This window comes from Providencia sp. PROV209, from assembly GCF_028479485.1.
Lineage (GTDB): Bacteria > Pseudomonadota > Gammaproteobacteria > Enterobacterales > Enterobacteriaceae > Providencia > Providencia alcalifaciens.
This window is the reverse complement of record NZ_JAMPNR010000012.1, coordinates 42735-69670: the sequence shown is the minus strand read 5'-3', so window position 1 is coordinate 69670 and position 26936 is coordinate 42735. Positions and strand designations below refer to the sequence as shown.

Sequence of the window (26936 nt, the reverse complement as noted above, 5' to 3'; positions counted from 1 at the left end):
TTACTATAATTACTATAAATTAATAAACTCACTCTACTGGTAATATGTAAATAACACCTAAAATAAGGATATTCCATAAAATTGAGACTATTGTCTTTACTCTTATTTTGTTTAAAAATAAAAACACACCTCGAACAATACTTTAATTATTTAGTTTTAAATTTTGTTTTTTATTAATGTTTTAAGGTTCATAAATGTGCTTAAACAAAATAGAAAGAATAACTGAATTATTCTCTCGTGCTATTGCTGATGAATTAGCAAGCTTAAGAAGAAATAAAACATTATCTGGTAAACAATTAGGAACACTTATTGGCGTATCCCAGCAACAAATTTCACGCTATGAAAATGGAATTTGTGAAATAACATTATCTAATCTATGTCTATTACTTCATTATTTAGGTATATCATTAGAATCTTTCTTCTATTTTGTTTCAGAGCGAATAGAACGAATGGATCCGGCTCTCTATACCGAGTTTAACTCACTATTTATGCAGCATGGACCAATCACCATAGGTGAGTTCTAGTGTATTAATTAAAAATAGTAATCATTTCTTATATTCAATTAAATTTAATTTGATTTATAGAATACATTTTTATCTTTAATAAAATGACCCCATTTCACAAATGAAATGAGAATTATTATATTTATATATTCATTCTATGGATATAAATTTAACGTGGATTTTAAATACTATTTAACTGAGATAATTTATTTATTCTCAGCGGGTATTATTTTGTCCAAATTTTATATTAAAAATACTTTATTTAATTTAAGGAAATAAATTTAATGAAAAGAATCATTTTAACAACGCTGATTTCTGGTGCTATTGGTACGCCTGCTTTCGCTACAGATGCGGGGAAAGGAATTGTGACATTTACAGGTTCTATTATTGAAGCACCGTGCTCAATTGCACCAGGTGACGAAAGCCAAACGATTGATTTAGGGCAAGTGTCTAATGTGACTCTGCAAGAAGGCAAAATGTCATCTGCTCAACCTTTTGAAATACACCTTCAAGGGTGCACATTGAATGCCACATATACTGATAAAGATGGTAAAGAGCATACCTATAACAATATGGTCGAAGTCAAGTTTGAAGGTACTGAATGGCTCGAAAACGGTACCAACACTGGGTTAATTCAAATTACAGGTGAAGCATCTGGTGCTGGCGTTGCACTGATGAACAAATCCGGTACAAAAATCAATATCAACAGCTCAACCACTGAGCGCGCCTACGCCTCCGGTGATAACACTTTAAGTTTCCAAGCGGCTCTGCAAGGTCAATCAGGAGCGACCGTTGTTCCAGGTAGTTTCCGAGCAACCACCAACTTTACGCTGGCTTATAACTAATCACGTTTATTTAATTTAATTGCTTATTCCCCCTAATGTACAAATTACTAGGGGGTATATCACGCTAGGAGAGCTTGGCTTTGAAAACTATTTCAGCCTGCACATTATTACTCATTGGTCACTTTATCCCTTTATCCAATGCACTCGCACATGCGCCTGCGTTGCAGGGAAATGTCAATATGAATGGCAGTATTGTCGACTCCGCGTGTGCAATTGATACCGGCTCTTATGAACAAGTTGTCGATATGGGGATTTTACCCATTGGAACACTACGCCAGCAAGGTCAAGGTCCCGTTCGTTCTTTTTCCATTACATTAATTGGTTGCACTTTAATATCCCATTCAAATTCCGCTTGGCAAACCTTTACCGTCACCTTTGATGGGGCAGCCTCTGGAAACTGGTTTACGGTGAATGGTGATGCCCATGGTGTTGCTCTGTTATTACAAGATGCAAATGGCAAAACGATTTATCCCGGACAGTCCACTGAAAAGCAAACCATTATTTCTGGAAATAACGTTCTCCATTATGGATTGAGATTGGTTTCTAACCAAAAACCGTTACGTCCCGGCGAATATCAAAGTGCCCTGCGTTTTAAGCTTGATTATTACTAATAATGAAAATCATTTTTTGCCTGTATTTTTTCCTGAATTGAGTTTTTAGGGATGTTATTTATGTCTTCATCACCATCGATATTTTTTCGCTTAAGCGGCTTAAGTTTAGCCCTGACTTTTATGCTGCCTGGTTTATTAACACCAATATCGGCAGCAAAAACCATTGAATTCAATACTGATGTATTGGATTTAGAAGATAAAAATAACATCAACTTAGAGCAATTCTCTCGTGCGGGCTATATTATGCCTGGTACGTATTCTTTGATGTTAAAGGTGAATAATGATCAATTTTCAGAAGTCATTGTGCCTTTTTATGATGAGGAAGATGTTGCACAAGGAAGTGTTCCCTGTATATCACCAGAAATAGTAGAACAATTTGGATTAACTCCTTCAGCCAAAAAAGATCTCACTTGGTGGCATAATGGTCAATGTCTGACAGAAAGCAGTTTGCCCGGTATTCAAATTCATGGTGAGCTTTCGAACTCTTCTTTATATGTAAGTATTCCACAAGCTTACCTAGAATATACCGCACCTGATTGGGATCCACCGTCGCGATGGGATTCTGGTATCTCTGCACTCATATTGGACTATAACCTTAACGGCAATGCGAACAGATCCTATAACGGAGGGTCTGATAGCTACGCCTTAAATGGAAATGGTGTAGCTGGGGTAAATTTAGGAGCATGGCGTTTTCGTGCCGATTGGCAAGGACAAACCACGCATACAACTGGCTCACATAACGCATCGAGTCAAGATTTTGCGTGGAATCGGTTTTATGCCTATCGCGCATTACCCTCACTCGCCGCCAAACTGGTATTAGGGGAAGACTATCTCACCTCTAATATTTTTGACTCATTCCGTTTTATTGGTGCCAGTGTGCATTCAGAGTTAAGTATGTTGCCGCCTAACTTGCGGGGATACGCACCTGAAGTAACGGGGATTGCCAATACAAATGCAACCGTCACAGTCAGCCAGCAAGGTCGTGTTTTATATGAAACCCAAGTCGCACCAGGTCCCTTTCGTATTCAAAACTTGAATGATTCTGTCAGTGGTAAATTAGACGTCACAGTCAAAGAACAAGATGGAAAAAAGCAAGAGTTTCAGATAGATACTGCAAGCTTGCCGTATTTGACTCGCCCAGGACAAATCCAATACAAATTGGCTTTAGGACAACCAACAAATTCTCAGCGTCGCAGTGAAGGAGATTCCTTTGCAACTGGTGAGTTTTCTTGGGGGATAAACAATGGGTGGTCATTATTTGGTGGTAGCCTAAATAGTAAAAACTACAATTCATTTTCTCTTGGTCTTGGTCGTGATTTACTGGCGTTTGGTGCCTTATCTTTCGATGTAACTCAATCCTTTGCTCGCTTACCCAATACGGGAAATTTAAGCGGCGGTTCATATCGCATTAATTATTCAAAACGTTTTGAAGCACTCGATAGTACGATTCAATTTGCAGGATATCGATTTTCAGAACGTAACTTTATGTCGATGTCCGAGTTTTTAAACGCACGACAAACAGGTGAGCGTTATAGCGGAGGTAAAGAACTCTACACCATCTCACTGAACAAGAACTTTGCTGAACAAGGTATGTCTCTATACCTAAACTATAACCATCAAACTTATTGGGATCAGCCAGATAACAATTATTACAGCATCATGTTATCGAAATATATGGATCTTGGCTCACTCAAAAATGTCAGCGTTAATTTATCAGCAAACCGGACAATGTATAACGGTGTAAAAGACGACAGTATATACCTGTCGACCTCATTCCCACTAAGTAATGGCGCAAATCTAGGGTACTCACTGAATAATAGCCGCTATGAGACCACAAATCGAGCAACGTATTACGACCGTATCGATGATCGAACAACATACCAATTAAGTGTCGGTAACGGGCGAAAAGGCACGACAAGCAGTGCATTTTTAACCCACCAAGGGGATATCGCCCGTTTAACCGCCAATGCCAACTACATGCATAACCAATACAGTGGAATTGGGTTATCCGCCAGTGGGGGAATGACACTGACCCCTGAAGGTGGTGGGCTTCATCGCATAAGCACGTTGGGTGGAACTCGCATGCTCATCGATACCGATGGTATTGCTGGTGTTCCCATCAAAGGAATGGGTGCCCCTATTACATCCAATAGCTTTGGCAAAGCCATTGTGAGTGATGTGAGTGACTACTACCGAAATAAAGCACAAATCGATTTAAATAAACTGCCCGATGATATGGATGCACAGCAATCCGTTGTACAAGCCACGCTCACAGAAGGTGCGGTTGGTTACCGTCATTTTGATGTCGTATCAGGTCAAAAAGGAATGACCGTGCTGCGCTTACCGGATGGAAGTTATCCGCCTTTTGGCGCTCAAATACACAATAGCAAAAAACAAGATACAGGCATTGTTGGTGATGTAGGAAGTGCTTATATCAGCGGGATTAACCCTCACGGTGTCATGAATGTTAGCTGGGGAGAAAATGAATCCTGTCAGATCACATTCCCTAACCAGTTAGGTTCTTTGCAAGATCCGTTACTGCTTCCCTGTATTCCAACGACGTTACCGCCATCAACCGAGATAGCTAAACGTTGATGTCATTCGAGGCAAAACGTCGCCCTATGCACTTAATAAATTTGATTAACAATGAACGTGACTTAACGAAGTCCGTAGTAATAAAAGGTAAACAATGATGCAATTCACTAGCCCCTATCGAGCAGCCATCAGCCTGGTTGGCCTATTTATCTTCAGCAGCACGGCTTACTCCGCTGTATCAATGGATAGAACACGAATTATCTTTAATGGTGGAGAAAAATCCATATCACTAAACATTACCAATAATAACAAACAGCTACCTTACCTAGCGCAAGGCTGGCTGGAAAATACAGAAGGGCAAAAAATACAATCCCCTTTGATTGTATTACCACCAGTACAACGCTTAGAGCCCAATAAATCTAGCCAAGTAAAAATTGAAGCTTTACCCGCTATCAGTACCTTACCCCAAGATAGAGAGTCGCTGTTTTATTTCAATCTGCGAGAAATACCACCAAAAAGTGATAAGCCAAACTCGCTGCAAATTGCGCTGCAAACACGGGTAAAACTGTTTTATCGCCCGAAAGCCATTATTCCTGAACACAACAGTACACCGTGGCAAGAAAAACTCACCTTAGACAAGCAAGGTGAACGTTTTATCGTGAAAAACCCGACACCATACTACATCACGATCATTAATGCCGCGGCTAACGGAAAAGCATCCGATGGTAAAGACTTTACTCCCATCATGATTTCACCCTTTGGGCAAAATGACCTTGGAGCGAGTGCTATCCAGTTAGGCAATAATCCGGTGCTGACTTACATCAATGACTATGGCGGTCGCCCTAATTTAGCGTTTCATTGCCAAGCGGCAAACTGCCAAATAGTCCCAAACAATAAAAAATAATAACTCGATAAGCAACTGAAAAACCTAACCTATATTGATAGCGAGTAACAAACACTAATGACTGGCTCACAAAAAAAAATCGTTTTTCGATGTGGTTTACTGATGGCTGTGTTGAGTAGTGCAGTGAGTATATCGAGCATGGCAACAACAAATCAGCCTGTCGATAACTGGAATGTTGATGGGCAACATGGCGTGGTATATGTCAAAGGCTCGCTAACCGAAAGCCCCTGCCAGCTAGCCATGACATCAAGTGACCAAACGGTCGAGATGGGTAATTTAGATACCAACACATTACTACGTAATGGAAAAGGTACACCAGTTCCATTTCATATTGAACTGGAAAATTGCCTAGAAACCGAAACACAGTTAAGTAATCAACAAACGGGAATGACAGCGTGGAGTCTCAGCCAACCTGCGGTAAAAATCCGTTTTGTGGCACCGACAGAGCTCTTTTCCACCAACTTAATACAGGTAACTGGCGCTCACGGGTTGAGTCTTACGGTCACAACACCTAGTGGTAAATTGTTATCAATGGGACAAGCAAGTAACCCCCAATTATTACCCTCAGGGCAAAGCCAATTGACCTATTACGTGACACCTGTGAAAACTGGACCATTACATCCAGGGGCATACTCGGCTCTCATTGCCTTTGAAATGCAATACGAATAGGAGTGACCATGACAATGATACGGCGTTTATGGTTATGTCAGCAGACTAAAATACTGACGATAAGCCTTTTGATGTGTAGCTCAACGTTATTTTCAAGTGCAGCTAACGCTGAGGCGCATTCTTTAACCGTCAAAATCACAGTCGTTGAGAGGACTTGCGATATCTACGGTAATGATGGCATAGGACAACCTATCAATGTTGATCTAGGCGACGTGATTATCAAAAAGATTGACGGCAGTAGTTATAAAAAAACGGACATTAACTATTCATTACGGTGTGACAATGCCGATGAAAATCCCGCCTTGAAATTAAAATTTGATGGACCACGGATGAGTGGGCAAGCGGCCAATGTCCTCTCCACATCCGATAAGAATCTAGGTTTACGATTAATGGCTAACAACGGTAATTTGAATTTGGGAACCTGGCAAAACTTTCATTATCAGACAAAACCAGCTCTAAGCGTGATCCCGATTGGCAGCGATGTCGGCGGAATTAATGACGGGCAGATGAGCGCATCAGCGACATTGAGCGTGGAGTATCAATAATGATGGCACAACAAGCAAAGATCTCCGTTGTCATTATTTTTCTGAGCGGCCTGTTATCCATGAATGCTCAAGCTATTGATGTCAATTTTACTGCGAACTTAATTCAAAATCCGCCGTGCGACGTGAGCGGCCCGGATGGTCCAGACCAGCCAATTAAAATACCATTTGGAGAAATAGGAATTAACAAAATTAATGGCGTGAATTACCAACAAGACTTTACGTTAACACTGAGTTGCGGCATAGGACTTGGCAACAGTGTGGCGTTGTATCTCGAATACAGAGGAATGCCAGCAGACTTTGATGAAAATGCCCTACAAGCGAACCAATCAGGATTAGGGATCCGGCTATACAATCAAGGAAAACTCATGCCAATCAATAACGGTCTAGCCATTACGATGTCAGATAATGGCGTAACAATGCTACCACTGTCTGCAGTGCCCGTAAGAGACTCCGATCCTGCTGTCACATTATATGAGGGGGATATGACAGCCACCGCAAGCGTGGAGATAAATTATCCATGAAAAAAATCACGCAGTTTATGTTGGTAAGTACGGGTCTCTTACTGTGTTCATTCACCGCTCAGGCGGCGAACAGTAATGATATTCAATACAGTGGAACACTGATCGCCTTACCTTGTACGGTCGACCCTCTCTCTGAAAATATCGCTGCCGATTTTGGGAGCAATATTAATGCGAAAGATTTAGCTAATGGGCAACGCATATACAGCCGTGAAGACATCCTATTTCATTTAATGGACTGCGATACATCCTTGGGAAACACCATCTCAGTAAAATTTAGCGGCGCATCGACAACCGCCAATGGTTTATTGAATGTCGATGCAGATAGTGAAGCTAGTGGAATTACAGTGGGTCTCGAAACGCCGAGTGGTATGGTATTACCCATCAATAATTACCAAGTAACGCCCGTCTTACCAATAACTGATGGTGATATGAACATTAGAATAAGGGCTTATTTACAGGCAGCTGAGGGGATGACAATGGCGTCGATCACGCCTGGTTTTTTTACAGCAACGCTGACCTATTCATTGATATATGAATAAGGTTTGTATCTTTACTCCACACATCAAAATAACAGTTTTACGTCAGTAAAGATCATCTAATCATAGATTTTAAAGGAACTCTCAATGAGAATATTAATTATTCTTTCATTATTTCTCACATCATTTTTATCCTATTCTGCAACAACAATTTCCTCTAATTCACTGTATGGTATTGAGGGACAAATGTGGGCAGCAGGTCCTTACAATAGTGAATATAATGGTTGGCCTTGTGGGCAATACGCTGGAAATGTTTATTGTTATTCAATGTCTACATATGAATTGAATAATTGGTGCATAACCTACCCCCAATATGGTGCACCGTGGGGAAATATGCCCGCGTGCAATAGAATAAAAAATGGCGGAATTAGACAAGGTTATCCCTTGATTTCTGATTTTCAATCAGGGGCTGTCTACGATAAAAGCTCATCCTGTGAGATCAGAATTACGGTTAGTTCCTCGCTTGGGCAGTTTTATGGAAATGGTGGACTAGTTGGTTTTACCCAGAGCTCAAACTCTATTACTTCAGGTAATTCCCGGAGTTATCTTGCTGACTTTAGAGCCACATTTAGTGACTGCCGTAAGGCTGTGATGGAGTTAGGGACTAAATATGGGTATGGCTCAAATTGGAACTACAAAACGCAGCTGTATACAGGTAATCCAGGCATTGCAAACTTATGTATCTATGTTGACAACCAAAATATAGGATGTAATGGTTCCTCGATCTCAACAGTACCACCTGAGCCTGCAGTTTGTAATGTCAATGTCCCGCTAACTTTAGATTATGGTGTTGTAAACTCAAAAGAGATTAATGGAAATAAAAAAGATATTTCAATAGATTATCAATGCAATAAATCAGCAACAGTTTCATTTTCTTTATTAGGTGGAACACCTAATAGTTCAGGCATAACTCTCGCTATGGGAAATGGTTTAACCTCTGAACTATGCTTTCTTTCTGGTACCTCTTGCCCAAGTAGTGGGGGGCAAAATATCAAAATGAGTGGAAAAAATGGGGTTGTTAAGCTCTTATCTACATTAAAAGGCTCGAATGTTAGCGGTGGAGAATATTCATCCTATGTCACTGTTGTTAGTGCATTCTATTAGTCATCCTTGGTCTATTTCAGAGCTCCCACTAGTCGGTAGCTAAGAACCAAGATTATTTTTAGCACCCACTATAAGATGTTTTACCCGTATAAGATCAATAATTTTCTACTCGTTTTATACAATTAAAAATCACATTATCAGTATTATTTTTAATCACTTCGCTAATCCCCTTAAAGGGGATTAGTTTTTCATTTTTTCTTTACTTTAGATGTCATGACAAAACCACCTATTGGTATTCAATTTTCAACACACCCGTTGAAGTAAACAAACCCAAATCAATCTTCTTGGCTGTATTTAAAACAGGCGAAACGGTAAGTAATGGTTTTTTATTGTACGTGAAATTACGATATTCTCCGGGTGATAATATTTTATTGTCCGCTTGAATTTTCAGACCTAAATTTACATTAGATGTCCTGACTAAATCAGTATTAAATTCTGCACTTGAACTCTCAAATTTTAGTTTAAAATTTGAATTACTGGGCGATTTAGAGCCACAATCAAAATAATAAGCAATATTTTTGGTATATCTTTCATTCGTAAACTCGCTCACATTTATCTCGCCAAATGAAACCTCAATAGGATGACCGGGTCCATTTCCCCCATACACGTCGCATGTTCTTTCAATCACATTGACTTTAATCGCTAACGTATAGGTTTCTGCAATACAAAAATGATTAAAGAAAAAAACATTGAACGCTAAAAAAAACAAACACCATTTTATTATTCTTTCAATATCAGACACCATAATTATTCAAACTCCAAAATAAATACCCAAAAAAGTATTAAATAAGAAATCACTATTAATTAATCACGATAGAAAGAATTGCATTGCCAATTCTTGAACCTGGTTCCGGATTACCCATCGCTGATAATGTTGAATTTACTGAAAATGTTAAGTTTGTATTTTTTTGAATTTTTGCTTGAATTAAGTTATTCGACATACATTTTCCTGAAAGACAAACATCCAATTTACTTTTTACGCCTAGAGATAAGTCAATTTCATTTTGAGGTATAAATTGAAATGTGGCATTCATATCACCAGTACATGTGATATTCCCATTAATATTAGCAACATGCCCATTTATATTATTTGTATCCACATCACCATGAGATATCGATAAGGGGAGTGATACATTACAAGACGGTAGTGTTGGTATTTCTGCAACATCGGTAGAACACGTTGTTCCTACATCAACCTCATTAACAAATATTTGAAGACATACGCCAGCCGCACCTCCACGCCATGCTTTGTTATCAGACACATTGATGTTGTTGTAACCGAATAAATCTCCGTAGGTCACGCCAAATTGAGGTAAAACGTCATTACAATGTTGAGAAGATTGCCGTGTTACATTCAAACTCTTATGAAATCCTAGTCTGGGGATTTGACTAAACCCGTATAATATATAATTACCAGTAATTGCCATGCTCAACCCGGGGGCTGACGTATCACTCTTAGCTCTCACAATTACCCGAATATTACACTCCCTCACATCACTATTTTTGATAGCATCAGGAATATATAAAAAATAGGCAGAAAGTGTTCTTGGTTTTATATTATATGCAGAGCTAACAAGTGGATGATATACGCTTTGACTATATATACTATTTTGATTTAATGGGTTGGCATACAGTTTTTGGCTAATTATAAATAATACGAAAAATACAGTCACTTTAAAAAAATGACTGCTTTTATTTTTAGAAATCACATTATCACCTGTATATTTTCATTTAATCAATGTGTTGTGATAGAACAGACTTTATGACTACAATTAAAATTTAATTTTTGACGTCCACCGTAGTCATTAATATAGGTAATGACTGGATTTTGACCTAACTGCTCCCCCGAGATTCCAATCTCTGATTCACCAAAAGGTGAAACCATAATTGGATTAAATTCTTTTGCATCCGTATTTCCATGCGCCCCAGCGTTAATGATTGTGATGTAATATGGCGTAGGGTTTTTCGCAAAAATAAAATTCCCTCTTTTTTCAAGTTGCATTTTTTCCTGCCATGGGGCGCTATTTTTTTGGGGTGAGATTGACTCTGGTCGATAAAATAATTTTATCTTTGTTTGCAAGGTAATCTGTAATATATTTTCCTTATCACTCTTTGGTGGAATCTCTCGCAAATTAAAATAGAATAAAGACTCTCTATCCTGCGGTAAATTCTTTATATTAGGTAAAGACTCAATTTTTATTTGACTGGCTTTTTCTGGCTCTAATCTTTGCACTGGCGGTAGTACAATCAAAGGGGATTGAATTTTTTGCTCCTCTTCATTTTCAATCCAACCTTGAGCAAGATAAGGAAGCTGTTTGTGATTATTATTAATGCTTAAAGAAACCGCTTTATTTTCTCCATCAAATATAACTCTTGTTCTATCTAAGGAAATCGCCGCAGATGACGTTTCATTTACCATTAAGGATCCCAAAAAACCCAGTATTAATATACTTTTAAGTTTCATTTCAAAACCATCTCTATTAATTTAACGTCACAAGTTACAAGGAAGTAATACATCATTTTGAATGGCTAGTTCAGAAGGAAATGTAATTTTACATGACCTATTTTTACCCCATGTAACTTCCATTTCCTCTGAAGCATTCACACCGCGAATATAAGTAGCGCCTAAGTCACCAACAATCCCAACGCTTTGCTTTTTATGATTGAAAACCTGAGCGCCCAATGGTGGGTAAGATCCATCATTGAGAACAATAATCGCCATCATTTTCTGACCTGAAATAATCGAAAATGAACGGTATCCGACAGCACCTTCCGTCAAAGTTGCCTGAATCACTGACTGTTGAACATCAATATCATCAGGCAGTTTATTTAAATCTATCTGAGCCTTATGGCGATAGTAACTACTGATATCTGGAATCACTGCACTACCAAATTGATTTGACTTTATAGGTACACCCGCCCCACGAATCGCTATATTGGGAACACTGTCCGTATCAATCAATAAACGAGCTCCACCAAGATTATTCATTCGATGAATGTCAGCCCCTTTTTCCGTAAAGGTGAAACCTCCCGCAGCGGATAAACCAAGTGCGCTATATTGATTATTCATATGACTCGCATTCATTGACCAACGCGCATTATCTCCTTGATGAGAAATAAACGCGCTCGCTGTTTCGCCATTTTGATTCGTTTCCGCACTAACTTGGTAGCTTGTCTTCTCATTGAGACGGTCATAATAAAAAATTCGATTAGTCGTATCATATCGACTTGTATTCATTGAATAACCGATATTGCCGCCATTATTTAATGGAAAAGACAATGATAAATAAATGCTGTCATCTTGAGTTCCATTATAACCACTACGATTTGCAGATACGCTGGCACTCATATTTTTTATTGTGCCAATATCCATATATTTCGATAGCATTAAACTGTAATAATCATTATTGTCTCTATTCCAATAAGCTTGATGGTTATAATTTATATACAATGACAAGCCTATATCATTAAAATTTTTATTTACTGATAGGGTATAGAGCTCCTTACTGTCATCATTACGAATTCCTGTTTTTTCTGTATTTAAGAAATCACTCATGCTCATGTAGTGCCGGTCTGAAAATCGATAACCCGCAAACTGTATTTGGCTATTAAACTCGTCAAAACGTTTGGAATAGTTAATACGGTATGAGTTCCCACTCAATAACCCCTCATTAGAAACACGGGAAAATGATTGGGTGATATCCAATGAAAGCGCACCAAATGCGAATAAATCTCGACCAATCCCCGTTGATACTGCATGATATTTTTGGCTATTCAAACTACCGCCAATTAAAGACCACCCATTGCTGACACCCCAGGAAAATTCGCCCATAATGAATTTTTCCCCTTCATGCCGATGGTCCATATTTGTTGGCTGCCCTAACGCAAACTTATATTGAATTTGTCCTGGTCTTGTCAGGTATGGCAAATTGGCTGTATCAACTTGAAACTCTTGAATAGATCCATCTTGCTCTTTCACCGTGACATTTAATGTCCCTGTAATAGCATCACTTAAGTTTTGAATTCGAAAAGGTCCTGAAGCAACTTGTGTTTCATATAACACGCGTCCTTGCTGCATGATCATCACTGTTGCATTACTTTTTGCTATCCCCGTAATTTCAGGCGCATACCCCCGCATATTTGGCGGGATCATGTTTAATTCAGATTGCAGACTTGCGCCAATGAATCGAAAACCATCAAAAATATTTGAGGTTAAATAATCCTCACCCAACGCGAGTTTAGCCTTTAATGATGGCAAGGCTCGGTAAGCATAAATACGATTCCATGTGAAATCAGTTTGATCACTCCCTTGCTTTCCTCCCGTATGATCATAATTGCCCTGCCAATCCGCCCTATGCCGCCAAGCACCTAAATTAATCCCCACAACACCATGACTATTTACTGATGAAGAGTCCCCGCCGTGATTATAGTCACGCACAGTATTGGCATTCAGTGAGTAATCAATGAGTAATGCCGATATTCCGTTATCCCAACGGGAAGGTGGATCCCAATTTTCTGATGTATATTCCAGATAGGCATGAGGAATACTGACATATAACGATGAGGTTGCTAAATCACCGCGCAGCAATACCCCAGGTAGGCTATTCTCATTAAGGCATTGTCCGTTATGCCACCATGTGATTTTTTTCTGGGATTCAGCAGTAAGACCTAGCTGGTTAACCAATTTCGGGGATAGACAAGGCTGGCTTTCTTCTGAATTCAGCTGATCTGCATAATAAGGTACTTCAACATCAGATATTTTTTCATTATTGACTTTCAATGCAAAGTTATAAACTCCTGGCATAATATAACCCGCACGCGAAAACTGATTTAAATCGATATTATCTCTATCTTCTAAATCTAATGCTTCCGTATTAAATTCAACATGGTTATTTGCGCTAACGACTAACGAAATACAACTCATGGTGATTCCAATGGATACAGTTAACCACTTTAATCTCATTTCATTAATTCGCGACAACAAAATAAAAACCCCATCATATAGAGTTAAAAAAGCTAGAGTTTCTATTAATTGATAATAATCATTTTAATCTATACACCACGAGTTTCATTAACTCGCGGTGAAATAATATTTTCTACTTTTAATTATATGCTAACGTAAAATTAGTCATTGCTTGGAATTTCCCTGGTTTTACAGGAATAATTTTACTCTGCGCATCAACTTGCTGAACGCCAATAAGTGATGCTTGAAACCTCAACGTATTACTTCCTTCAACATAGTTCTGTTTGGCACTAGAGTTAATTTTAATATGAGAACCTGATGCATTCATTATCTTTACTGCAGCACCGCTTGCATCGCCCGTAATTTGTATATAGCCTGTATTTTTTCCTGCTTCTGTTCCTTTGAAAGTGACTGCGACTTGGTTATCACCTTTTAGATTACAACCTTCTAATTTAATTTGGAATGGTTGCGCGGATGATTCACCACCATTATCTAATGTCATATTCGACACTTGACCCAATGGAACTTCTTGATTTTCCTCACCAGGGGCAATTGAGCATGGTGCTTCAATAATAGAACCAGAAAAAATCACAGTCCCACTACCAGCATCAACGGCCATAGCTGATGTACTCATTGCACTAAAAATGAGTGTTGATAGAATAGTTTTTTTCATATTATCCTCATGTAATAAACATAGATAAAATAATTTATTAAAATAAATTAATAAAAATAAACAGTATCAGATGCAGATATTTTGTTTTTCAATTCAGTCGCATCATCTGAAGGCGATTTCTGTAATTCTAGAATGATGAATTTAATTATTCTCTCAAAAGGTATATCAAGAGCCACACTAATATTAAATAACATATCAAGACTAAATTTAGTTATTCCAAGCTCATAACGTGACATTTGCTGCTGTGAGATATTTATCTTTTTTGCTAACTCATGTGCAGAAATACCATTTTCTTTGCGTATTTTCCTTATAATCAAACCACAATAAAAAGATAATAAATTATCTCTCCCCTCATATTTAGAAGCACTTAATTTATTTTTATTCATAATAAAAATTCAAATCTCAAATTAATAAAAATTTAATTGAAATATTTAATTTCTCGCTGAATGATTAAAATTATAAGAGTGCTATTTTTAAATATCAAATAATAGAAACATAACACTTCATAGAAATAATTATATTTACATTTCTTACAATTAGGTTATTTCACTTACATAACAGCTAATTATATAACTAATCCTCTGATTCATTTTTAAAAATAAATATCTGACATTAATTAACTAGTTTTTTAATCTATTATTCAAATAAAAATAATACATTCATCTAAAATTAATCCTTTTTAACAACTACTCACATACAGTAACAAAAATCGCAATTTCAACTCAAAAAACCCACATATGGAGTAATCGGAAGTGTTAAAAACAAGCAAAACCTCAATAAAATAACTAATAATCAACAGGATATAAAAAACCCGTTTTATGGGTATGATTTGCGCAAAATAATCTAGATAAGTAAAAGAAGGGATTGTTTTATTGATTTAAAAACAAAGCGTGTCGGTCTAATGGGCTAAAAAAAATGATAAATAGCATCCTACCGCGCATGCTGACAATGCCACTATTCACTTTACGACATCCAATTTTCATGTGGTCCCCCCCATGTGAGTCAGAGATAGAGACACATTGTATCCCTTTCACCCTCCCAGACAGAATGGTGTATACTTGCTGACAAGAAATTTATTCACGGTTAATTAATAATGAAAGAAATCGAAAAAACACAGATCAAACTTCTGAGCGATCGCTTAGATCTTATTCGTCACCAGATGGCAAGTCTGCAACTGTCGACCCAAGCTGAAAAGTACGCTGAACTTGAAAAAGAAAAAGCGACACTGGAAGCCGAAATTGCTCACCAGAAAGAAAAACGTAGTAAGAAACTCAGCAAAGAAGCGCAAAAGTTGATGGATATGCCATTCAAGCGTGCTATCACTAAGAAAGAACAAGCTGATCTTGGCAAACTGAAGAAATCTGTACGAGGTCTGATAATTGTCCATCCCATGACGGCATTAGGTCGAGAAATGGAATTAGATGATATGACTGGTTTTTCTAAGACTGATTTTTAGCTAAAAAATCTCCGCAACTAAAATCTGTTATGAACCACGAATACAAAGCGATTTTAACTGCACCTTTCACAGTTATCCGCCATTAGTGAATCATTTGCTGTATCTGCTTCTGACTGTGGATTCAACAGATAGATGTAAAAATTACGGGTGGCCCAGACCACCCTCGATATACTATTACGTTAATCTTATCTGTTTACCAAACCTGATTTTCTTTTTGCAGTGGCAGTACTAAATTCATGTCATTTTTAATATTGGTATCCAGAGTTCCGGCAATCTGCTTAAGAATTTCCCATCAAATTGTCGTTCCAATATTGACAATTTAAATATTGACCATAAAACACTGGATGCATTTGGGTTCAACAGTAAAGAAACACGCACCGTTACTTACATTTGTGAACGCGCTCAATCCGTTAAAGTGAAACTAACATTAGATTATGTCGCTGACAGCGATCCAAAAAAATGCGTCCCGCTAAAATCAGGCGATAATACGATTTACTCTGATGTCTCGCTTGTTGATGAGCAAACAAATCAACGAGGCAAAACCTTTGAAACGACGATTGATAAAGTCAAAAATATTCGTATTGAAAGTCAACTTTCAGGCTCAGGTGCAGAACCTGGAGACGATAAAGGTAATGCTTGGTTAATCGCCACGTTTATTTAGTCGTATTTTTTGTTTAGGGATGTGGGAATCCAGCTTAAAATAGCTGGATTTTGGTTGATACCGTTACATCCCTGACGCTTACATCATCACGCTCAAATTTTTATTTCACAACACATATAATGTAAGGCCTATTTAATATTTTTATAAGAAATGAATTGTCATTTATATTTTGTCTTTTTACATAAAATGAGGCATCAGAAAGTCGAATAAATACATACTTATAAAATAGCTCGCTAGGTAAATTATCGGTTGAGTACAGCTCCTCTTTGAATACCGAATATTTTCCAGTGTTATTAAACTGCGTTTCTTCGCTAATTAAAAAAACTCTTCTCGAAATGATGTAATTTTTCTTTCCATCTTTAATGATTCCATTGAAAATTATTTCAGATTTACCCTTATCCTCCTTGATGATATCAATATCTAAATTTAAAATTATTCTCTTATTGTCAATATCTAGTTCCGTATAATCATGAGCATGACAAATAAATGGTTTGTTATTAATCTCTAATTTATTTGAATAATAAACTAACGCGATTTTTGCTCAGCACTAATGAGGTTATGGATCGTAACTGGAAGCCACTTGATGAGACATTTCAAACAGAATTTGATGGAATGACTTTGTCAATATTATGCTTGAAGATTTGATTGCGATAAGACCTGAAATGATGCTCGCATTGCAGGTCTATTGCACCGAAAAAGGTCGTCCACTTGTATTATCTTTTAAGCAAGGAAAACTAGATTGGGCACTATCATCGTCTAGCGATGAACCACAAAATGCCGTGCTCGGTCAGTATATCACTGGCGTGTGTAAAATATTTTTATTTGGTGGCATCGCTTTTCCTAAAGTGATAATCACTAACGTTGAGTATTTCTCACTTAGAGTATTATTTGCAACACGCCTCGATTCACTCGATATTTGCGACAATGACAATTGAGTTCTGATATACGCCTGGCTCTATATTTTCTTTCGCAGATAAAATCGTACCCATAATTTTAGTATCCAGGTTCATATTTACAAGTTTTGTCACACTTGAACTATCATTATCAAATGCAATTTTTACGTTAAATGGCCCTAAATCAATTTTACCATCCCCCAAAACGGTCAACTTGACTGTGGCTTCTTTTGTACAGGATATGCTGAGATTGGAATTAGCTGTGACATTATGATAATCAGAAGGAGATACCTTCTTAAAATCAAGTAATGTATCACCTGACAAAGAACACTGAACAGGATCAACAATAATTTCACCATTATTGGAGCTAGCTCCCCATTTTAAACTTGTCTGACTGCAGTATGAACGACTCCCACTTATACTCGTCCAAGGCTGTGTGCAAGCAATTAACGCATATCCCATTTTTACAGGGAAACCATATGAAAAAACAGGAAGATTATATGAAGAAGGTCTCCAAAGACGCGCCCACTCATCAGCTGCAGATGAACTTGCCCAGCTGCGAGCCAAATAAAACGATGGAATAGTTACAATTGAATTAAACAGACTTATTTCGTTACTATCCACTGTAAGAGTAGAACATGGTTTTTCCACGACATGGACTGATTCTGTACCAAGCCAGCTTAATGCATAGCCCGAAGGAGAGGAAGATGACTTCATTCCAGTCATATCACTTGCAAAGGTTCCACCTGCAAAAACTATAGGGTAAATATAGCATTTAGAACCACCAGATATTGATGATATTATACCACTGCCTCCATATCTTAACGCAGTAGTCCCTGATTCATACTGATACATCGAAAATTCTTTATACGGGTTATTTACATGAGAAAGATCATATGTTCCATATGTACCGAATTTAGCAACCTGCTGTATCCCTCCTTCTCCATCAACAATAACTGAGCCTCTCGACACCACGCTTCCAAAAGTAGTTGATGTTACTGTAGGCCACTGATTCATTGTCACCCATTCAGCATAGCTAGGATTTGTAATCATCATGAAAGAAAATAGTATTTTATAAATTTTAAATTTACCTAAAAATAAATTTCCTATTTTTAATAAACTATTGATTAAATCTCTATTGGTATTCAATTTTTAATACTCCTGTTGAAGTAAATGGCCCTAACTCTATTTTATTTTCTGTATTTAAGACTGGTAACACACTCAACAAGGGTTTCTGTGAATAACTAAACTCACGGTATTCTTTCGGTGATAATAACTGATTATCAAAAAATATTTTTAAACCTAAATTAGAGTTAGATGTTTTCACCAAAGTAGGATCAAAATCGGTTATATCACTCTCAAATATTAATTTTAAATTTGGATTGTTTGAAGACGCATCACCACAATCTAAATGATAATTAATGTCTTGCCTATATCGAGCAGAAGTAAATCCATTCAGATTCATTTCTCCAAATTTAACTTCAATCGGTTGGTTCGGTCCTAAATCACCATATACATTGCAGCTTTTTTGAACCACCTCAATTTTTAAATTAAGTGTAAATACTTCAGCCAAACTCACACTATTGTTAAATAAATAAATAATTGGAAGGGAGTAGGTTACAAGTAATTTAAGCACTTTATTTCGATTAATCGAAAATCTCATCATTTTTTGTCTTTTCATGTTAATCATATAACATTTCAAAAGCCACTAAAGCTGAAAAAGAACCAGCAATTAGCGCACCTGATGTTCTGACAGTACTAACATAATAGGTTAAAATATTTTGCCCTGAAGCAATTAGCATCGGCTTACTGTTTTTTCCTATTGGTAAAATTTGACCTTCAGAATTAGTTATCCGTAATCCTAATCCCTGAGCACCATTGACACTAATAACATCTGTAAAAGATGGTACTGCGACAGCGATAAATCGCACTTTGACCCCAGGTTGTGTACTACTCCATATTTGATTACCTGTTTGAATATCTTTTAACTCAGTATGTACCTCTAAACAATCTAATAATTCTATTTGGAATGGGACTGGACTCCTAGAACCGGTAGAGTTATTCAATTCAGCACGAGAAATATTCCCTAGCGATACTGACTGATTACTTGATATCATCGCTAAGCTACAAGGGTTCTCAGTCAATGAGCCTGATACATAGATAACCCCATGTTGACCGTCAATTTGCCAACTATCTAATGGTTTTAATATATTGCTATTAACCGCTGCAATTGCGCCTTCTCCTCCTGTAATACACACTATACAAACTAACAAAAATTGATGAAATCGATATGCTAGTGTATTCCTCATAAATACGTCTCCATTTAACGTAAGTAGCTAATTCGTTAATTTGTTACAACAGAACAAATTGTACTTTGGCAGTTAAATGTTAATTCGGGGCGTCCACCATAATCGTTAATATAAGTAATCACTGGAGAATTTCCTAATTGGCTATCTGTCATCCCAAGATTTTCTTCACTAAATGGAGCTATCATAATGGGGGCGAATTTTTTCGGATCACTATTTTTATTCGCTCCTGCATTAATAATCGTAATATAATAAGGTGTTGGGTTTTTAATAAACACAACTGAGCCTTTTTTTTCTAGCTTTAATTTTTCTTGCCATGGTGAACTATTTTTGACAGGAGCAATTTTCTCAGGGCGATAAAACAATTTTACTTTAGTTTGTAATGCAATTTGTAATGTATTTTCTTTATCGCTTTTTGGCGGAATTTCTCGCATATTAAAATAAAATAACGATTCTCTATCCTGTGGCATATTACTTATTGCTGGCAACGATTCAATTTTAATTTGACTTGATTTTCCTGGCTCTAATCGTTGCACAGGTGGTAATACAACTAATGGTGATGTTATTTTTTTTCCATGTTCGTCTTCAATCCATCCTTGAGCAAGGTAAGGTGACTTTTGATTATTATTAATGATATTTAAAGAGGTCGATTTATTCTCACCGTCAAATATTATCCGAGTTCTATCCATAGATACTGCAGCATTCGAAATTTCAGTTAGGGATATAAATCCCAAAATAATAACTAGTAAATTAAATTTAATATTCATTTCATCATAGCCTTACAAATTTTTTATAACCATAAGATTGTTTTATTTTAAACTAGCAGGACGCATCAACTCATTTATTAAGTCTAGTTTCATTAAGCTTTTTTTTACAAGGAAGCAATAAATTATCTAGCGTGTTCTGCATACCTTGTAATTGATTAGGGAATGTGATTTCACATGTCGTATTTTTTCCCCATGCAACTGACATTGTTTCAGAAGGGTGGACACCACTGATATAAGTATTACCTGATTCCCCAACAACTCCCACATTTTGATTTTTACTATTTGTTACTTGAGCACCTAAGGGTGGAAATTCCCCATTACTCAAAGTCAGTATCGCCATGACCTTTTGACCAGAAATTACCGAAAATGAGCGATATCCAACTGCACCTTCTGTTAACGTTGCCTGAACTACGGATTGTTGAGCATCAACATCATCAGGTAATTGATTCACATCGATATAAGCTTTATTGCGATAATAGCTGCTAATATCTGGAATAATAGATTTTCCGAACATATTTGATTTTACGAGTGAACCAATACCTTTAATAGGTACATTTTCAATACCGTCAGTGTCAACTAACAAACGGGCTCCTCCCATATTGCTAATCCGATGCATTGCAGCACCTTCAGGAGTAATAGTAAATCCGCCAGATGAAGATACACCAAGAGAGCTATATTGATTGTTCATGTGACTCGCATTAACAGACCATCGTGCACTATCACCTTGATGTGAAACGAAGGCGCTACCTGATCCGCCTTTTCGGTTTGTTCCTGCACTAATTTGGTAACTGGTTTTATCATCTAACCGATCGAAATAAGATATTCTATTAGTTAGATTGTTACGATCAGCATTCATTGAGTATCCTATATTAGCCCCATTACTTAATGGAAAAGATAAAGATAAATATGCATTATCATCTTTAATTCCATTACGGAAATTACGGTTCAGTGAGAGATTAACACTCATATTCTTAATATCACCTACGTCCATATATTTGGATATCATTAAACTGTAATAATCATCATCTGATCTATTCCAATATGTTTGATGATTGTAGTTAAAATATAAGGACATATTTGTACTTTGAAAATTTTTATTTAATGATACAGTGTAAAGCTCTTTAGCGCCGCTATAACGAACCCCAGATTTTTTCGCATCAAGAAAATCACTCATACTCATATAATCACGCTCAGAAAAACGATAACCGGCAAATTGTATTTGGCTATCATATTGTTCAAAACGTTTTGAGTAGTTAACTCGATATGAGCTACCAGTTAACGTACGTTCTCCATGTAAACGAGCTAAAGATTGGGTTATATCAAAAGAAATAGCACCAAAAGATAATAAATCCCGTCCAATACCCGCTGATAAAGCATTATAGTTCTTACTATTTAAGTTACCACCAAACAAAGACCAACCATTATTTATACCCCAAGAAAATTCACCTGATATGAAATTTTCTCCTTCACTATGACGGTCTATATTAGTCGGTTGTCCAAATGCTAATTTATACTGAAGTTGCCCAGGTCTAGTTAAATATGGAAGGTTGGCTGTATCAACTTGAAATTCTTGAACTGAACCATCTTGCTCTTTAACTGTTACATCAAGAGTCCCACTAATTGAATCACTCAAGCTTTGAATTCGAAACGGTCCAGCGGCAACCTGAGTTTCATACAGTACACGACCTTGCTGAGTTATAACAACAGTAGCATTCGTTTTAGCTATTCCAGTAATTTCCGGTGCATAACCACGCAAATTCGGCGGTATCATACTAAGTTCTGATTTAAGACTAGCGCCAATAAAACGGAATCCATCAAAAATACCTGAAGTTAGATAATCTTCACCGAGTGTTAACTTCGCCTTTAAACTAGGTAGAGCTCTATATGCATAAAATCGACTCCATGTGAATTCTTTCTGTGTACTTTCTTGTATCCCAGAGGTACGGTTATAACGACTTTGCCAATCCGCTCTAAAACGCCAAGCTCCTAAGTTTACCCCTGTAACTCCGTTACTATTGATGGATGATGTATCAGGGCTACCATTATAGGAATGAGTTGTATTTCCATTAATATTATAATCAATAAATAAGGCAGAAATACCGTTATCCCAGCGTGATGGGGGATCCCAATTAGGGGATGAATATTCCATATATGCTTGCGGTATACTAATATCAAGTGATGATGTTGCTAACTCACCATTAAATAACAATCCGGGTAAACTTTCTTGCTTTAGACATTCTCCATCATGCCACCATGTTAATTTTTTGATTGCATCAGGTGTTAAACCTAATAAATTAACTATCTCTAGAGATAAACATGGCTCACTACCTTCCGCATCATTCTCTGGAATATAGTAAGGAACTTTAACTTCTGCTAATTGCTGACCATTTACTTTTAAATTAAAACTATATTTCCCAGGCATAATATAACCAGCTCGAGAAAATTGATTTAAATCAATGTTATTTTTGTCTTCTAAATCTAAAACATCCGTATTAAATTCAATATCAGCAGCACTATTAGCAACTAGTGAAATACCACTTAAAGTTAACCCAATCATAATGCTGAACCATTTTGAACTAGGTGAATGTATAAATAATGAAGACATAAGAAACCCCTCAACGCATTTAAAATTATTATTATTGTTGTTTTTATTTTAGTAGTAATTAAGTTTAAATCTAATTGCTGTTTGATAATTCCCAACGCGTAATGGTGTATTATCTGCAACCAAACGTAACTGATAATTTAAAGTATTATTTCCAACTTGTATTTTTTGTTTCTTCAGATTTTTACCTGGAAAAATTGCATTTCCATTCATATCAAATAATGATAAAGCAAGACCTTTAGCTGAACCAGATAAAACAAAAAAATCATCATTAGTAGGGCCATCAAAAGATATTTCAAATGTTTTCCAATACTCTCCTTCATAAGAAGTCAGTTGACAGCCTATTAATCTAATATAAAAATGTTGAGGCTGACCTTGTCCTTGATTACGAAATAAGGATATTGGCAAAACACCTAAATCAATTGATTGGTTATAAGAATCAATGTCAATAGCACATGCGGTATCAACAATACTCCCTTGCATAGTAAAATGCGCGGACTCTTGTGCGATAGTGTTTGCAGCAAAAAAAAATATCCCTCCATATAATAAAAGAAAAATCGAACTAATATTTAATTTCATATTATAGCCTTTATAATATAGTCAGTGAGAGTGAATGTCTCACTGACTTTAATAGCACAAAAATAAATTTATTAATTATATGCTAATGTAAAGTTCGTTACTGCTTGGAATTTACCCGGAGTAACAGGGACAGGGTTATTTTCTGTATCTTTTAATTTAAGACCAATTAATGATGCTTGGAATTTTAAAGTGTTATTTCCTTCCACATAGTTTTGTTTTGCGCCTGCGTTCACTTTAATTTGATTACCTGATGAGTTCATGATTTTCACAGCCGCTCCAGATGCATCACCAGTAATTTGCAAATATCCAGTATTGGAACCTGCTTCAGTTCCTTTAAAAGTAACTGTAACCTCATTACTATTTTCTAAATTACATCCTTCTAATTTAATTTGGAAAGGTTGAGCAGATGATTCCCCACCGTTATCTAAAGTAACATTAGATACTTGGCCTAGAGATACTTCTTGATTCTCTTCACCTGGTGCAATTGAGCAAGGTGCATTAATGATTGAACCAGAGAATGTCACTGTGCCAGTGCCTGCATCTACGGCTAAAGCTGAAGAACACATAGCACCAGAAATTAGAGTGGCTAAAATAATTTTTTTCATATTAATCTCACATAATTAAAGTTTGTTTTCTATATTTTCATATAGTAAGGATTTAAAAAGGATAAATAAAAATATCCTTTTTTAATAAAAATAAATTGAATCTGTTAGTGATATTTTTTCTTTTAGGGATAATACGCCAATAGAATTAGAGTCTGAGTTTCCAATCTCATTAATCAAAAGTTTTAGAAATCGCTCTAAAGTTATATCAAGATTTGTTAAAATATCAAATAATGTATCTACACTTAATTTATTAATGCCTCTTTCATACCGAGATAATTGTTGTTGAGAGACATTCAAACACTTTGCTAAATCATAACCTGAAATTCCCTTTTCTTTTCTAATTCTTTTAATTATTACCCCACAGTATAATGACACTAAATTTCCCGAATCACTATCGACGGAAAATTTATCATTATTTATTTTCATGATAATTATCGTTCTCTATCTTAATTTGACCATATATATAATGAATATTTTAATTTACTGAGCTAATTCATGTCGCTTGCTTTCGGGGCACAATTATAAGGAGTAAAACATTTTAATCAAATGATGAAAAACACCAATTAACGGTAAGTTCAGTTTTTTTACAATATTTACAATTTATTATTTATCCAAATAAAACAATTAGATACATTTTTTTGGTTTTTTTTTAAAATTTCAACATTCAGTTAACGACATTTACTTTCGAAACTTAATGCTTCAAATGAAGCTAAAAAAAAAAATTTAAACTAAAATTAATATTTATTAACAAAGTAAAATAAATAGCAACATTCCGTTGGTGTATTCACAATATTTTACTCTAAAAACGCGTTAGCGGTTCATGAAAAATGACAAAATATGATTTATTATCAAATTTAATCAATAGGTTAAATTATAAACACGAAATTAAGGTAAAATTACAATCCCTTCTTATAAAAGTACGGTTGGATCTGTTGCAAACAATTCTCTAAGTGAGAAGCGCTCAACGTTAGTGATAATCACTTTAAAAAAGCGAGACCATCAAATGAGTTTAAATTGAAAAATTTTGCGCCCACTATTACCTTTTACCTTTTGATACCTGCGTTGTTATGACTTTGCACCACCCAGTTATCTACATACCAGTGATATGCTGGTCGAGCGCGACATTTTGATTCATCTCTCGACGATTTATCCTTGGCTTATTGAAGGTGCTCCTCTTCTCCGTAATAACGCAAGAAACATCAATTCATGCGGGCGATTTCACCGTAGCAACTTAATAAAACCTACGTTAAAGTTAACGAAAAATGGTTTTATCTTTACCGAGTTATTGATAAACACGGAGACACATGGGATGGTTATTGTTCACCCAAAAGTAACCATTATGTCGCCTATGAATTTCTCAAAGGGGTATTAAAACCTTATACTGCTGAGCGGAAACCAAATCCTTAATTACCGATAAACATGCTGATTATGGCTATGTGATAGCGCGTTTAATAAAAGTAGGCAAGCTCCGGGAGCCCGTAACATAATGAAAAATCAAAACTATTAATAATCGTATTGAATTCGAACACATGCTATTTAAAAAGTTGATTATTTCTACAGATGGTTTCAAACTCGCTAAGTTTGCATAGACGACAATATAAAGATTTAAAACTTTGCGAAAACTGAATAAAGGTCAATGTAATGGATGGCTGTGCTGCGATGAGTCCGATTTTAGTCTACGTGAGCTTCTACCTTTATGAATCGAGACGGTATTGACCTGAAAAACTAATTACCTCTGAGCGAAAAATACGCTAATTTATTATTTACAACAAAGCAGCAGCTATCTATCTGAGAGTTTATGAAATTAATAAAAAAGAATGTTTTTGGGATATCTCATTGTATATTTTTTGATTTTTCTTTCTTTATTATTACAATTAATTACACTTTTAATAGGTCATGATGCAAGGGAAATTTTTTTATAAATATAAAAAAGAGAGTGGTTTAACTACTATGCGTCTTATAAAGACTAAAATTAAAGCTCTTGAGGTGCTCGAAATAACCTTCACAACAGAGTGATATCTTTCATATCAAAGTGATAAATCTGATATTTCTCAATTTAATTTTTCTCATTTAAAATTTTTACATCTTTCAAGATATTTACGAATTGACTGGTAAGGTTAGGAAAGTAGACCTTTCAAAAGGAAATACCCGCTTTTGTACTTTTTCAAGGATCGAATCTGAAGCAATAAAGCTTTTTAATACCATCCCACAACTTGCAAATCATACCAATCTTACTGATTTAGTTAAAGATTTGGCAAATTTATTCTGTGAACTTAACCTACTTCATCCTTTTAGAGAAGGAAATGGCCGTACACTACGGTTCTTTTTTGAAGAGATGCTTTTTTGTACTAGGCTATGAAATAACTTGGTCAACTATCTCTCAGAATGATTGGATAGATGCAAATATTTCAGGTGGTTATCTGGATCTTGAACCACTAATTGTTATTTTTACATCACCGGTACGACCTAGATAACAATTATTATCTATCTTCACATAAAAAGCTTTTATTAACTTAAATCCTTGTTGGTTGTAAATCCTTCCTTATTTTTCTTCAAAATACCCTAACTTAGCTAAATCTTCTTATAACCAATTTTAAGCCATTTTTATCATTATTTAATGAATCACATTAGGCCTAGTTAGAAATCCGCTCCTAATTA

Annotated in this window: 29 protein-coding genes; 15 read left to right on the top strand and 14 right to left on the bottom strand. The window is 36.1% G+C overall.

Annotated features, from left to right (window positions below; all coding sequences use genetic code 11):
- Nucleotides 1-194 precede the first annotated feature (194 nt).
- The 10 genes from PR795_RS08710 (at nucleotide 195) to PR795_RS08665 (ending at nucleotide 8773) form a co-directional block, all read left to right on the top strand.
- Entirely contained in the window at nucleotides 195-524 is a 330-nt protein-coding gene (locus PR795_RS08710) for a helix-turn-helix domain-containing protein (protein WP_036974237.1), read from the top strand.
- A 263-nt stretch (nucleotides 525-787) separates the two neighbouring features.
- The gene (locus PR795_RS08705; RefSeq protein ID WP_036974239.1) at nucleotides 788-1348 is read left to right on the top strand and encodes a fimbrial protein; all 561 of its coding nucleotides are present in this window, start codon (nucleotides 788-790) and stop codon (nucleotides 1346-1348) included.
- 80 nt (nucleotides 1349-1428) lie between these two features.
- Nucleotides 1429-1959: a fimbrial protein gene (locus PR795_RS08700; protein WP_224063666.1), complete on the top strand. Its 531-nt coding sequence runs from the start codon at nucleotides 1429-1431 to the stop codon at nucleotides 1957-1959.
- A gap of 60 nt (nucleotides 1960-2019) precedes the next feature.
- Nucleotides 2020-4554 carry an outer membrane usher protein gene (locus PR795_RS08695; RefSeq protein ID WP_181480461.1) on the top strand — a complete coding sequence of 845 codons (2535 nt, stop codon included), beginning with the start codon at nucleotides 2020-2022 and terminating at the stop codon, nucleotides 4552-4554.
- A gap of 97 nt (nucleotides 4555-4651) precedes the next feature.
- Nucleotides 4652-5398: a fimbria/pilus periplasmic chaperone gene (locus PR795_RS08690; protein ID WP_036974243.1), complete on the top strand. Its 747-nt coding sequence runs from the start codon at nucleotides 4652-4654 to the stop codon at nucleotides 5396-5398.
- 102 nt (nucleotides 5399-5500) lie between these two features.
- Nucleotides 5501-6067, top strand: a complete 567-nt coding sequence (locus PR795_RS08685; protein WP_224063664.1) for a fimbrial protein — start codon at nucleotides 5501-5503, stop codon at nucleotides 6065-6067.
- A gap of 8 nt (nucleotides 6068-6075) precedes the next feature.
- On the top strand, nucleotides 6076-6612 hold the full coding sequence (locus PR795_RS08680) for a fimbrial protein (protein WP_224063663.1): 537 nt from the start codon (nucleotides 6076-6078) through the stop codon (nucleotides 6610-6612).
- Nucleotides 6612-7133, top strand: coding sequence for a fimbrial protein (locus tag PR795_RS08675; protein WP_036974248.1), 522 nt, complete (start codon nucleotides 6612-6614; stop codon nucleotides 7131-7133). Before PR795_RS08680 ends, PR795_RS08675 begins: the two co-directional genes overlap by 1 nt.
- A complete protein-coding gene (locus PR795_RS08670; RefSeq protein ID WP_036974250.1) occupies nucleotides 7130-7672 on the top strand; it encodes a fimbrial protein in 543 nt (180 codons plus the stop codon). Before PR795_RS08675 ends, PR795_RS08670 begins: the two co-directional genes overlap by 4 nt.
- A gap of 84 nt (nucleotides 7673-7756) precedes the next feature.
- A complete protein-coding gene (locus PR795_RS08665; protein ID WP_036974252.1) occupies nucleotides 7757-8773 on the top strand; it encodes an MrpH family fimbial adhesin in 1017 nt (338 codons plus the stop codon).
- 226 nt (nucleotides 8774-8999) lie between these two features.
- Here PR795_RS08665 and PR795_RS08660 read toward each other — a convergent pair whose 3' ends face one another.
- The 6 genes from PR795_RS08660 to PR795_RS08635 form a co-directional block, all read right to left on the bottom strand.
- The gene (locus PR795_RS08660; protein WP_051459633.1) at nucleotides 9000-9518 is read right to left on the bottom strand and encodes a fimbrial protein; all 519 of its coding nucleotides are present in this window, start codon (nucleotides 9516-9518) and stop codon (nucleotides 9000-9002) included.
- A gap of 55 nt (nucleotides 9519-9573) precedes the next feature.
- On the bottom strand, nucleotides 9574-10482 hold the full coding sequence (locus PR795_RS08655) for an MrpH family fimbial adhesin (protein ID WP_232373749.1): 909 nt from the start codon (nucleotides 10480-10482) through the stop codon (nucleotides 9574-9576).
- 26 nt (nucleotides 10483-10508) lie between these two features.
- A complete protein-coding gene (locus PR795_RS08650) occupies nucleotides 10509-11237 on the bottom strand; it encodes a fimbria/pilus periplasmic chaperone (protein WP_036974254.1) in 729 nt (242 codons plus the stop codon).
- Nucleotides 11238-11264: 27 nt separating this feature from the next.
- Entirely contained in the window at nucleotides 11265-13736 is a 2472-nt protein-coding gene (locus PR795_RS08645; RefSeq protein ID WP_272516799.1) for an outer membrane usher protein, read from the bottom strand.
- 139 nt (nucleotides 13737-13875) lie between these two features.
- On the bottom strand, nucleotides 13876-14409 hold the full coding sequence (locus PR795_RS08640; RefSeq protein WP_181480458.1) for a fimbrial protein: 534 nt from the start codon (nucleotides 14407-14409) through the stop codon (nucleotides 13876-13878).
- A gap of 47 nt (nucleotides 14410-14456) precedes the next feature.
- A complete protein-coding gene (locus PR795_RS08635) occupies nucleotides 14457-14795 on the bottom strand; it encodes a helix-turn-helix domain-containing protein (protein ID WP_006663492.1) in 339 nt (112 codons plus the stop codon).
- Nucleotides 14796-15502: 707 nt separating this feature from the next.
- Between PR795_RS08635 and PR795_RS08630 the strand changes: the two genes are divergently transcribed.
- The 3 genes from PR795_RS08630 to PR795_RS08620 all read left to right on the top strand — a co-directional run bounded on the left by PR795_RS08630 (nucleotide 15503) and on the right by PR795_RS08620 (nucleotide 17461).
- Nucleotides 15503-15865: a YibL family ribosome-associated protein gene (locus PR795_RS08630; RefSeq protein ID WP_006657463.1), complete on the top strand. Its 363-nt coding sequence runs from the start codon at nucleotides 15503-15505 to the stop codon at nucleotides 15863-15865.
- A gap of 232 nt (nucleotides 15866-16097) precedes the next feature.
- The gene (locus PR795_RS18125; RefSeq protein WP_419179797.1) at nucleotides 16098-16526 is read left to right on the top strand and encodes an MrpH family fimbial adhesin; all 429 of its coding nucleotides are present in this window, start codon (nucleotides 16098-16100) and stop codon (nucleotides 16524-16526) included.
- Nucleotides 16527-17155: 629 nt separating this feature from the next.
- Nucleotides 17156-17461 carry a hypothetical protein gene (locus PR795_RS08620; protein WP_181480456.1) on the top strand — a complete coding sequence of 102 codons (306 nt, stop codon included), beginning with the start codon at nucleotides 17156-17158 and terminating at the stop codon, nucleotides 17459-17461.
- On the opposite strand, the gene PR795_RS08615 is transcribed toward PR795_RS08620, so the two are convergent.
- From PR795_RS08615 to PR795_RS08580, 8 genes are all read right to left on the bottom strand, one after another.
- Entirely contained in the window at nucleotides 17432-18568 is a 1137-nt protein-coding gene (locus PR795_RS08615; RefSeq protein ID WP_181480455.1) for a hypothetical protein, read from the bottom strand. The two genes, PR795_RS08620 and PR795_RS08615, sit on opposite strands and share 30 nt — an antisense overlap.
- Nucleotides 18555-19100, bottom strand: a complete 546-nt coding sequence (locus PR795_RS08610) for a fimbrial protein (RefSeq protein WP_232373746.1) — start codon at nucleotides 19098-19100, stop codon at nucleotides 18555-18557. Before PR795_RS08610 ends, PR795_RS08615 begins: the two co-directional genes overlap by 14 nt.
- 1 nt (nucleotide 19101) lies before the next feature.
- A complete protein-coding gene (locus PR795_RS08605) occupies nucleotides 19102-19728 on the bottom strand; it encodes a fimbrial protein (protein WP_181480454.1) in 627 nt (208 codons plus the stop codon).
- Between the two features lie 35 nt (nucleotides 19729-19763).
- Nucleotides 19764-20492, bottom strand: a complete 729-nt coding sequence (locus tag PR795_RS08600; RefSeq protein ID WP_181480453.1) for a fimbria/pilus periplasmic chaperone — start codon at nucleotides 20490-20492, stop codon at nucleotides 19764-19766.
- 70 nt (nucleotides 20493-20562) lie between these two features.
- Nucleotides 20563-23097, bottom strand: a complete 2535-nt coding sequence (locus PR795_RS08595; protein ID WP_181480452.1) for an outer membrane usher protein — start codon at nucleotides 23095-23097, stop codon at nucleotides 20563-20565.
- A 48-nt stretch (nucleotides 23098-23145) separates the two neighbouring features.
- Nucleotides 23146-23673, bottom strand: a complete 528-nt coding sequence (locus PR795_RS08590; RefSeq protein ID WP_181480451.1) for a fimbrial protein — start codon at nucleotides 23671-23673, stop codon at nucleotides 23146-23148.
- A 71-nt stretch (nucleotides 23674-23744) separates the two neighbouring features.
- A complete protein-coding gene (locus tag PR795_RS08585; RefSeq protein ID WP_181480450.1) occupies nucleotides 23745-24278 on the bottom strand; it encodes a fimbrial protein in 534 nt (177 codons plus the stop codon).
- Between the two features lie 81 nt (nucleotides 24279-24359).
- Nucleotides 24360-24704, bottom strand: coding sequence for a helix-turn-helix domain-containing protein (locus PR795_RS08580; protein WP_181480449.1), 345 nt, complete (start codon nucleotides 24702-24704; stop codon nucleotides 24360-24362).
- 858 nt (nucleotides 24705-25562) lie between these two features.
- Between PR795_RS08580 and PR795_RS08575 the strand changes: the two genes are divergently transcribed.
- Complete coding sequence (locus PR795_RS08575; protein WP_232373824.1) at nucleotides 25563-25685, top strand: hypothetical protein; 123 nt, start codon at nucleotides 25563-25565, stop codon at nucleotides 25683-25685.
- Nucleotides 25686-26382: 697 nt separating this feature from the next.
- The gene (locus PR795_RS18120) at nucleotides 26383-26637 is read left to right on the top strand and encodes a Fic family protein (protein ID WP_442959999.1); all 255 of its coding nucleotides are present in this window, start codon (nucleotides 26383-26385) and stop codon (nucleotides 26635-26637) included.
- Nucleotides 26638-26936: the final 299 nt, after the last annotated feature.

What these genes read in the sequence shown, in the direction of transcription:
- PR795_RS08645 (WP_272516799.1), bottom strand. Translation starts at nt 13,736, where the DNA reads ATGAGATTAAAGTGGTTAACTGTATCCATTGGAATCACCATGAGTTGT.
- PR795_RS08690 (WP_036974243.1), top strand. Translation starts at nt 4,652, where the DNA reads ATGCAATTCACTAGCCCCTATCGAGCAGCCATCAGCCTGGTTGGCCTA.
- PR795_RS08605 (WP_181480454.1), bottom strand. Translation starts at nt 19,728, where the DNA reads ATGAGGAATACACTAGCATATCGATTTCATCAATTTTTGTTAGTTTGT.
- PR795_RS08650 (WP_036974254.1), bottom strand. Translation starts at nt 11,237, where the DNA reads ATGAAACTTAAAAGTATATTAATACTGGGTTTTTTGGGATCCTTAATG.
- PR795_RS08595 (WP_181480452.1), bottom strand. Translation starts at nt 23,097, where the DNA reads ATGTCTTCATTATTTATACATTCACCTAGTTCAAAATGGTTCAGCATT.
- PR795_RS08680 (WP_224063663.1), top strand. Translation starts at nt 6,076, where the DNA reads ATGACAATGATACGGCGTTTATGGTTATGTCAGCAGACTAAAATACTG.
- PR795_RS08675 (WP_036974248.1), top strand. Translation starts at nt 6,612, where the DNA reads ATGATGGCACAACAAGCAAAGATCTCCGTTGTCATTATTTTTCTGAGC.
- PR795_RS08705 (WP_036974239.1), top strand. Translation starts at nt 788, where the DNA reads ATGAAAAGAATCATTTTAACAACGCTGATTTCTGGTGCTATTGGTACG.
- PR795_RS08685 (WP_224063664.1), top strand. Translation starts at nt 5,501, where the DNA reads ATGGCTGTGTTGAGTAGTGCAGTGAGTATATCGAGCATGGCAACAACA.
- PR795_RS08635 (WP_006663492.1), bottom strand. Translation starts at nt 14,795, where the DNA reads ATGAATAAAAATAAATTAAGTGCTTCTAAATATGAGGGGAGAGATAAT.
- PR795_RS08590 (WP_181480451.1), bottom strand. Translation starts at nt 23,673, where the DNA reads ATGAAATTAAATATTAGTTCGATTTTTCTTTTATTATATGGAGGGATA.
- PR795_RS08630 (WP_006657463.1), top strand. Translation starts at nt 15,503, where the DNA reads ATGAAAGAAATCGAAAAAACACAGATCAAACTTCTGAGCGATCGCTTA.
- PR795_RS08620 (WP_181480456.1), top strand. Translation starts at nt 17,156, where the DNA reads ATGCTTGAAGATTTGATTGCGATAAGACCTGAAATGATGCTCGCATTG.
- PR795_RS08610 (WP_232373746.1), bottom strand. Translation starts at nt 19,100, where the DNA reads ATGAAAAGACAAAAAATGATGAGATTTTCGATTAATCGAAATAAAGTG.
- PR795_RS08640 (WP_181480458.1), bottom strand. Translation starts at nt 14,409, where the DNA reads ATGAAAAAAACTATTCTATCAACACTCATTTTTAGTGCAATGAGTACA.
- PR795_RS08695 (WP_181480461.1), top strand. Translation starts at nt 2,020, where the DNA reads ATGTCTTCATCACCATCGATATTTTTTCGCTTAAGCGGCTTAAGTTTA.
- PR795_RS08600 (WP_181480453.1), bottom strand. Translation starts at nt 20,492, where the DNA reads ATGAATATTAAATTTAATTTACTAGTTATTATTTTGGGATTTATATCC.
- PR795_RS08710 (WP_036974237.1), top strand. Translation starts at nt 195, where the DNA reads ATGTGCTTAAACAAAATAGAAAGAATAACTGAATTATTCTCTCGTGCT.
- PR795_RS08660 (WP_051459633.1), bottom strand. Translation starts at nt 9,518, where the DNA reads ATGGTGTCTGATATTGAAAGAATAATAAAATGGTGTTTGTTTTTTTTA.
- PR795_RS08580 (WP_181480449.1), bottom strand. Translation starts at nt 24,704, where the DNA reads ATGAAAATAAATAATGATAAATTTTCCGTCGATAGTGATTCGGGAAAT.
- PR795_RS08665 (WP_036974252.1), top strand. Translation starts at nt 7,757, where the DNA reads ATGAGAATATTAATTATTCTTTCATTATTTCTCACATCATTTTTATCC.
- PR795_RS08585 (WP_181480450.1), bottom strand. Translation starts at nt 24,278, where the DNA reads ATGAAAAAAATTATTTTAGCCACTCTAATTTCTGGTGCTATGTGTTCT.
- PR795_RS08670 (WP_036974250.1), top strand. Translation starts at nt 7,130, where the DNA reads ATGAAAAAAATCACGCAGTTTATGTTGGTAAGTACGGGTCTCTTACTG.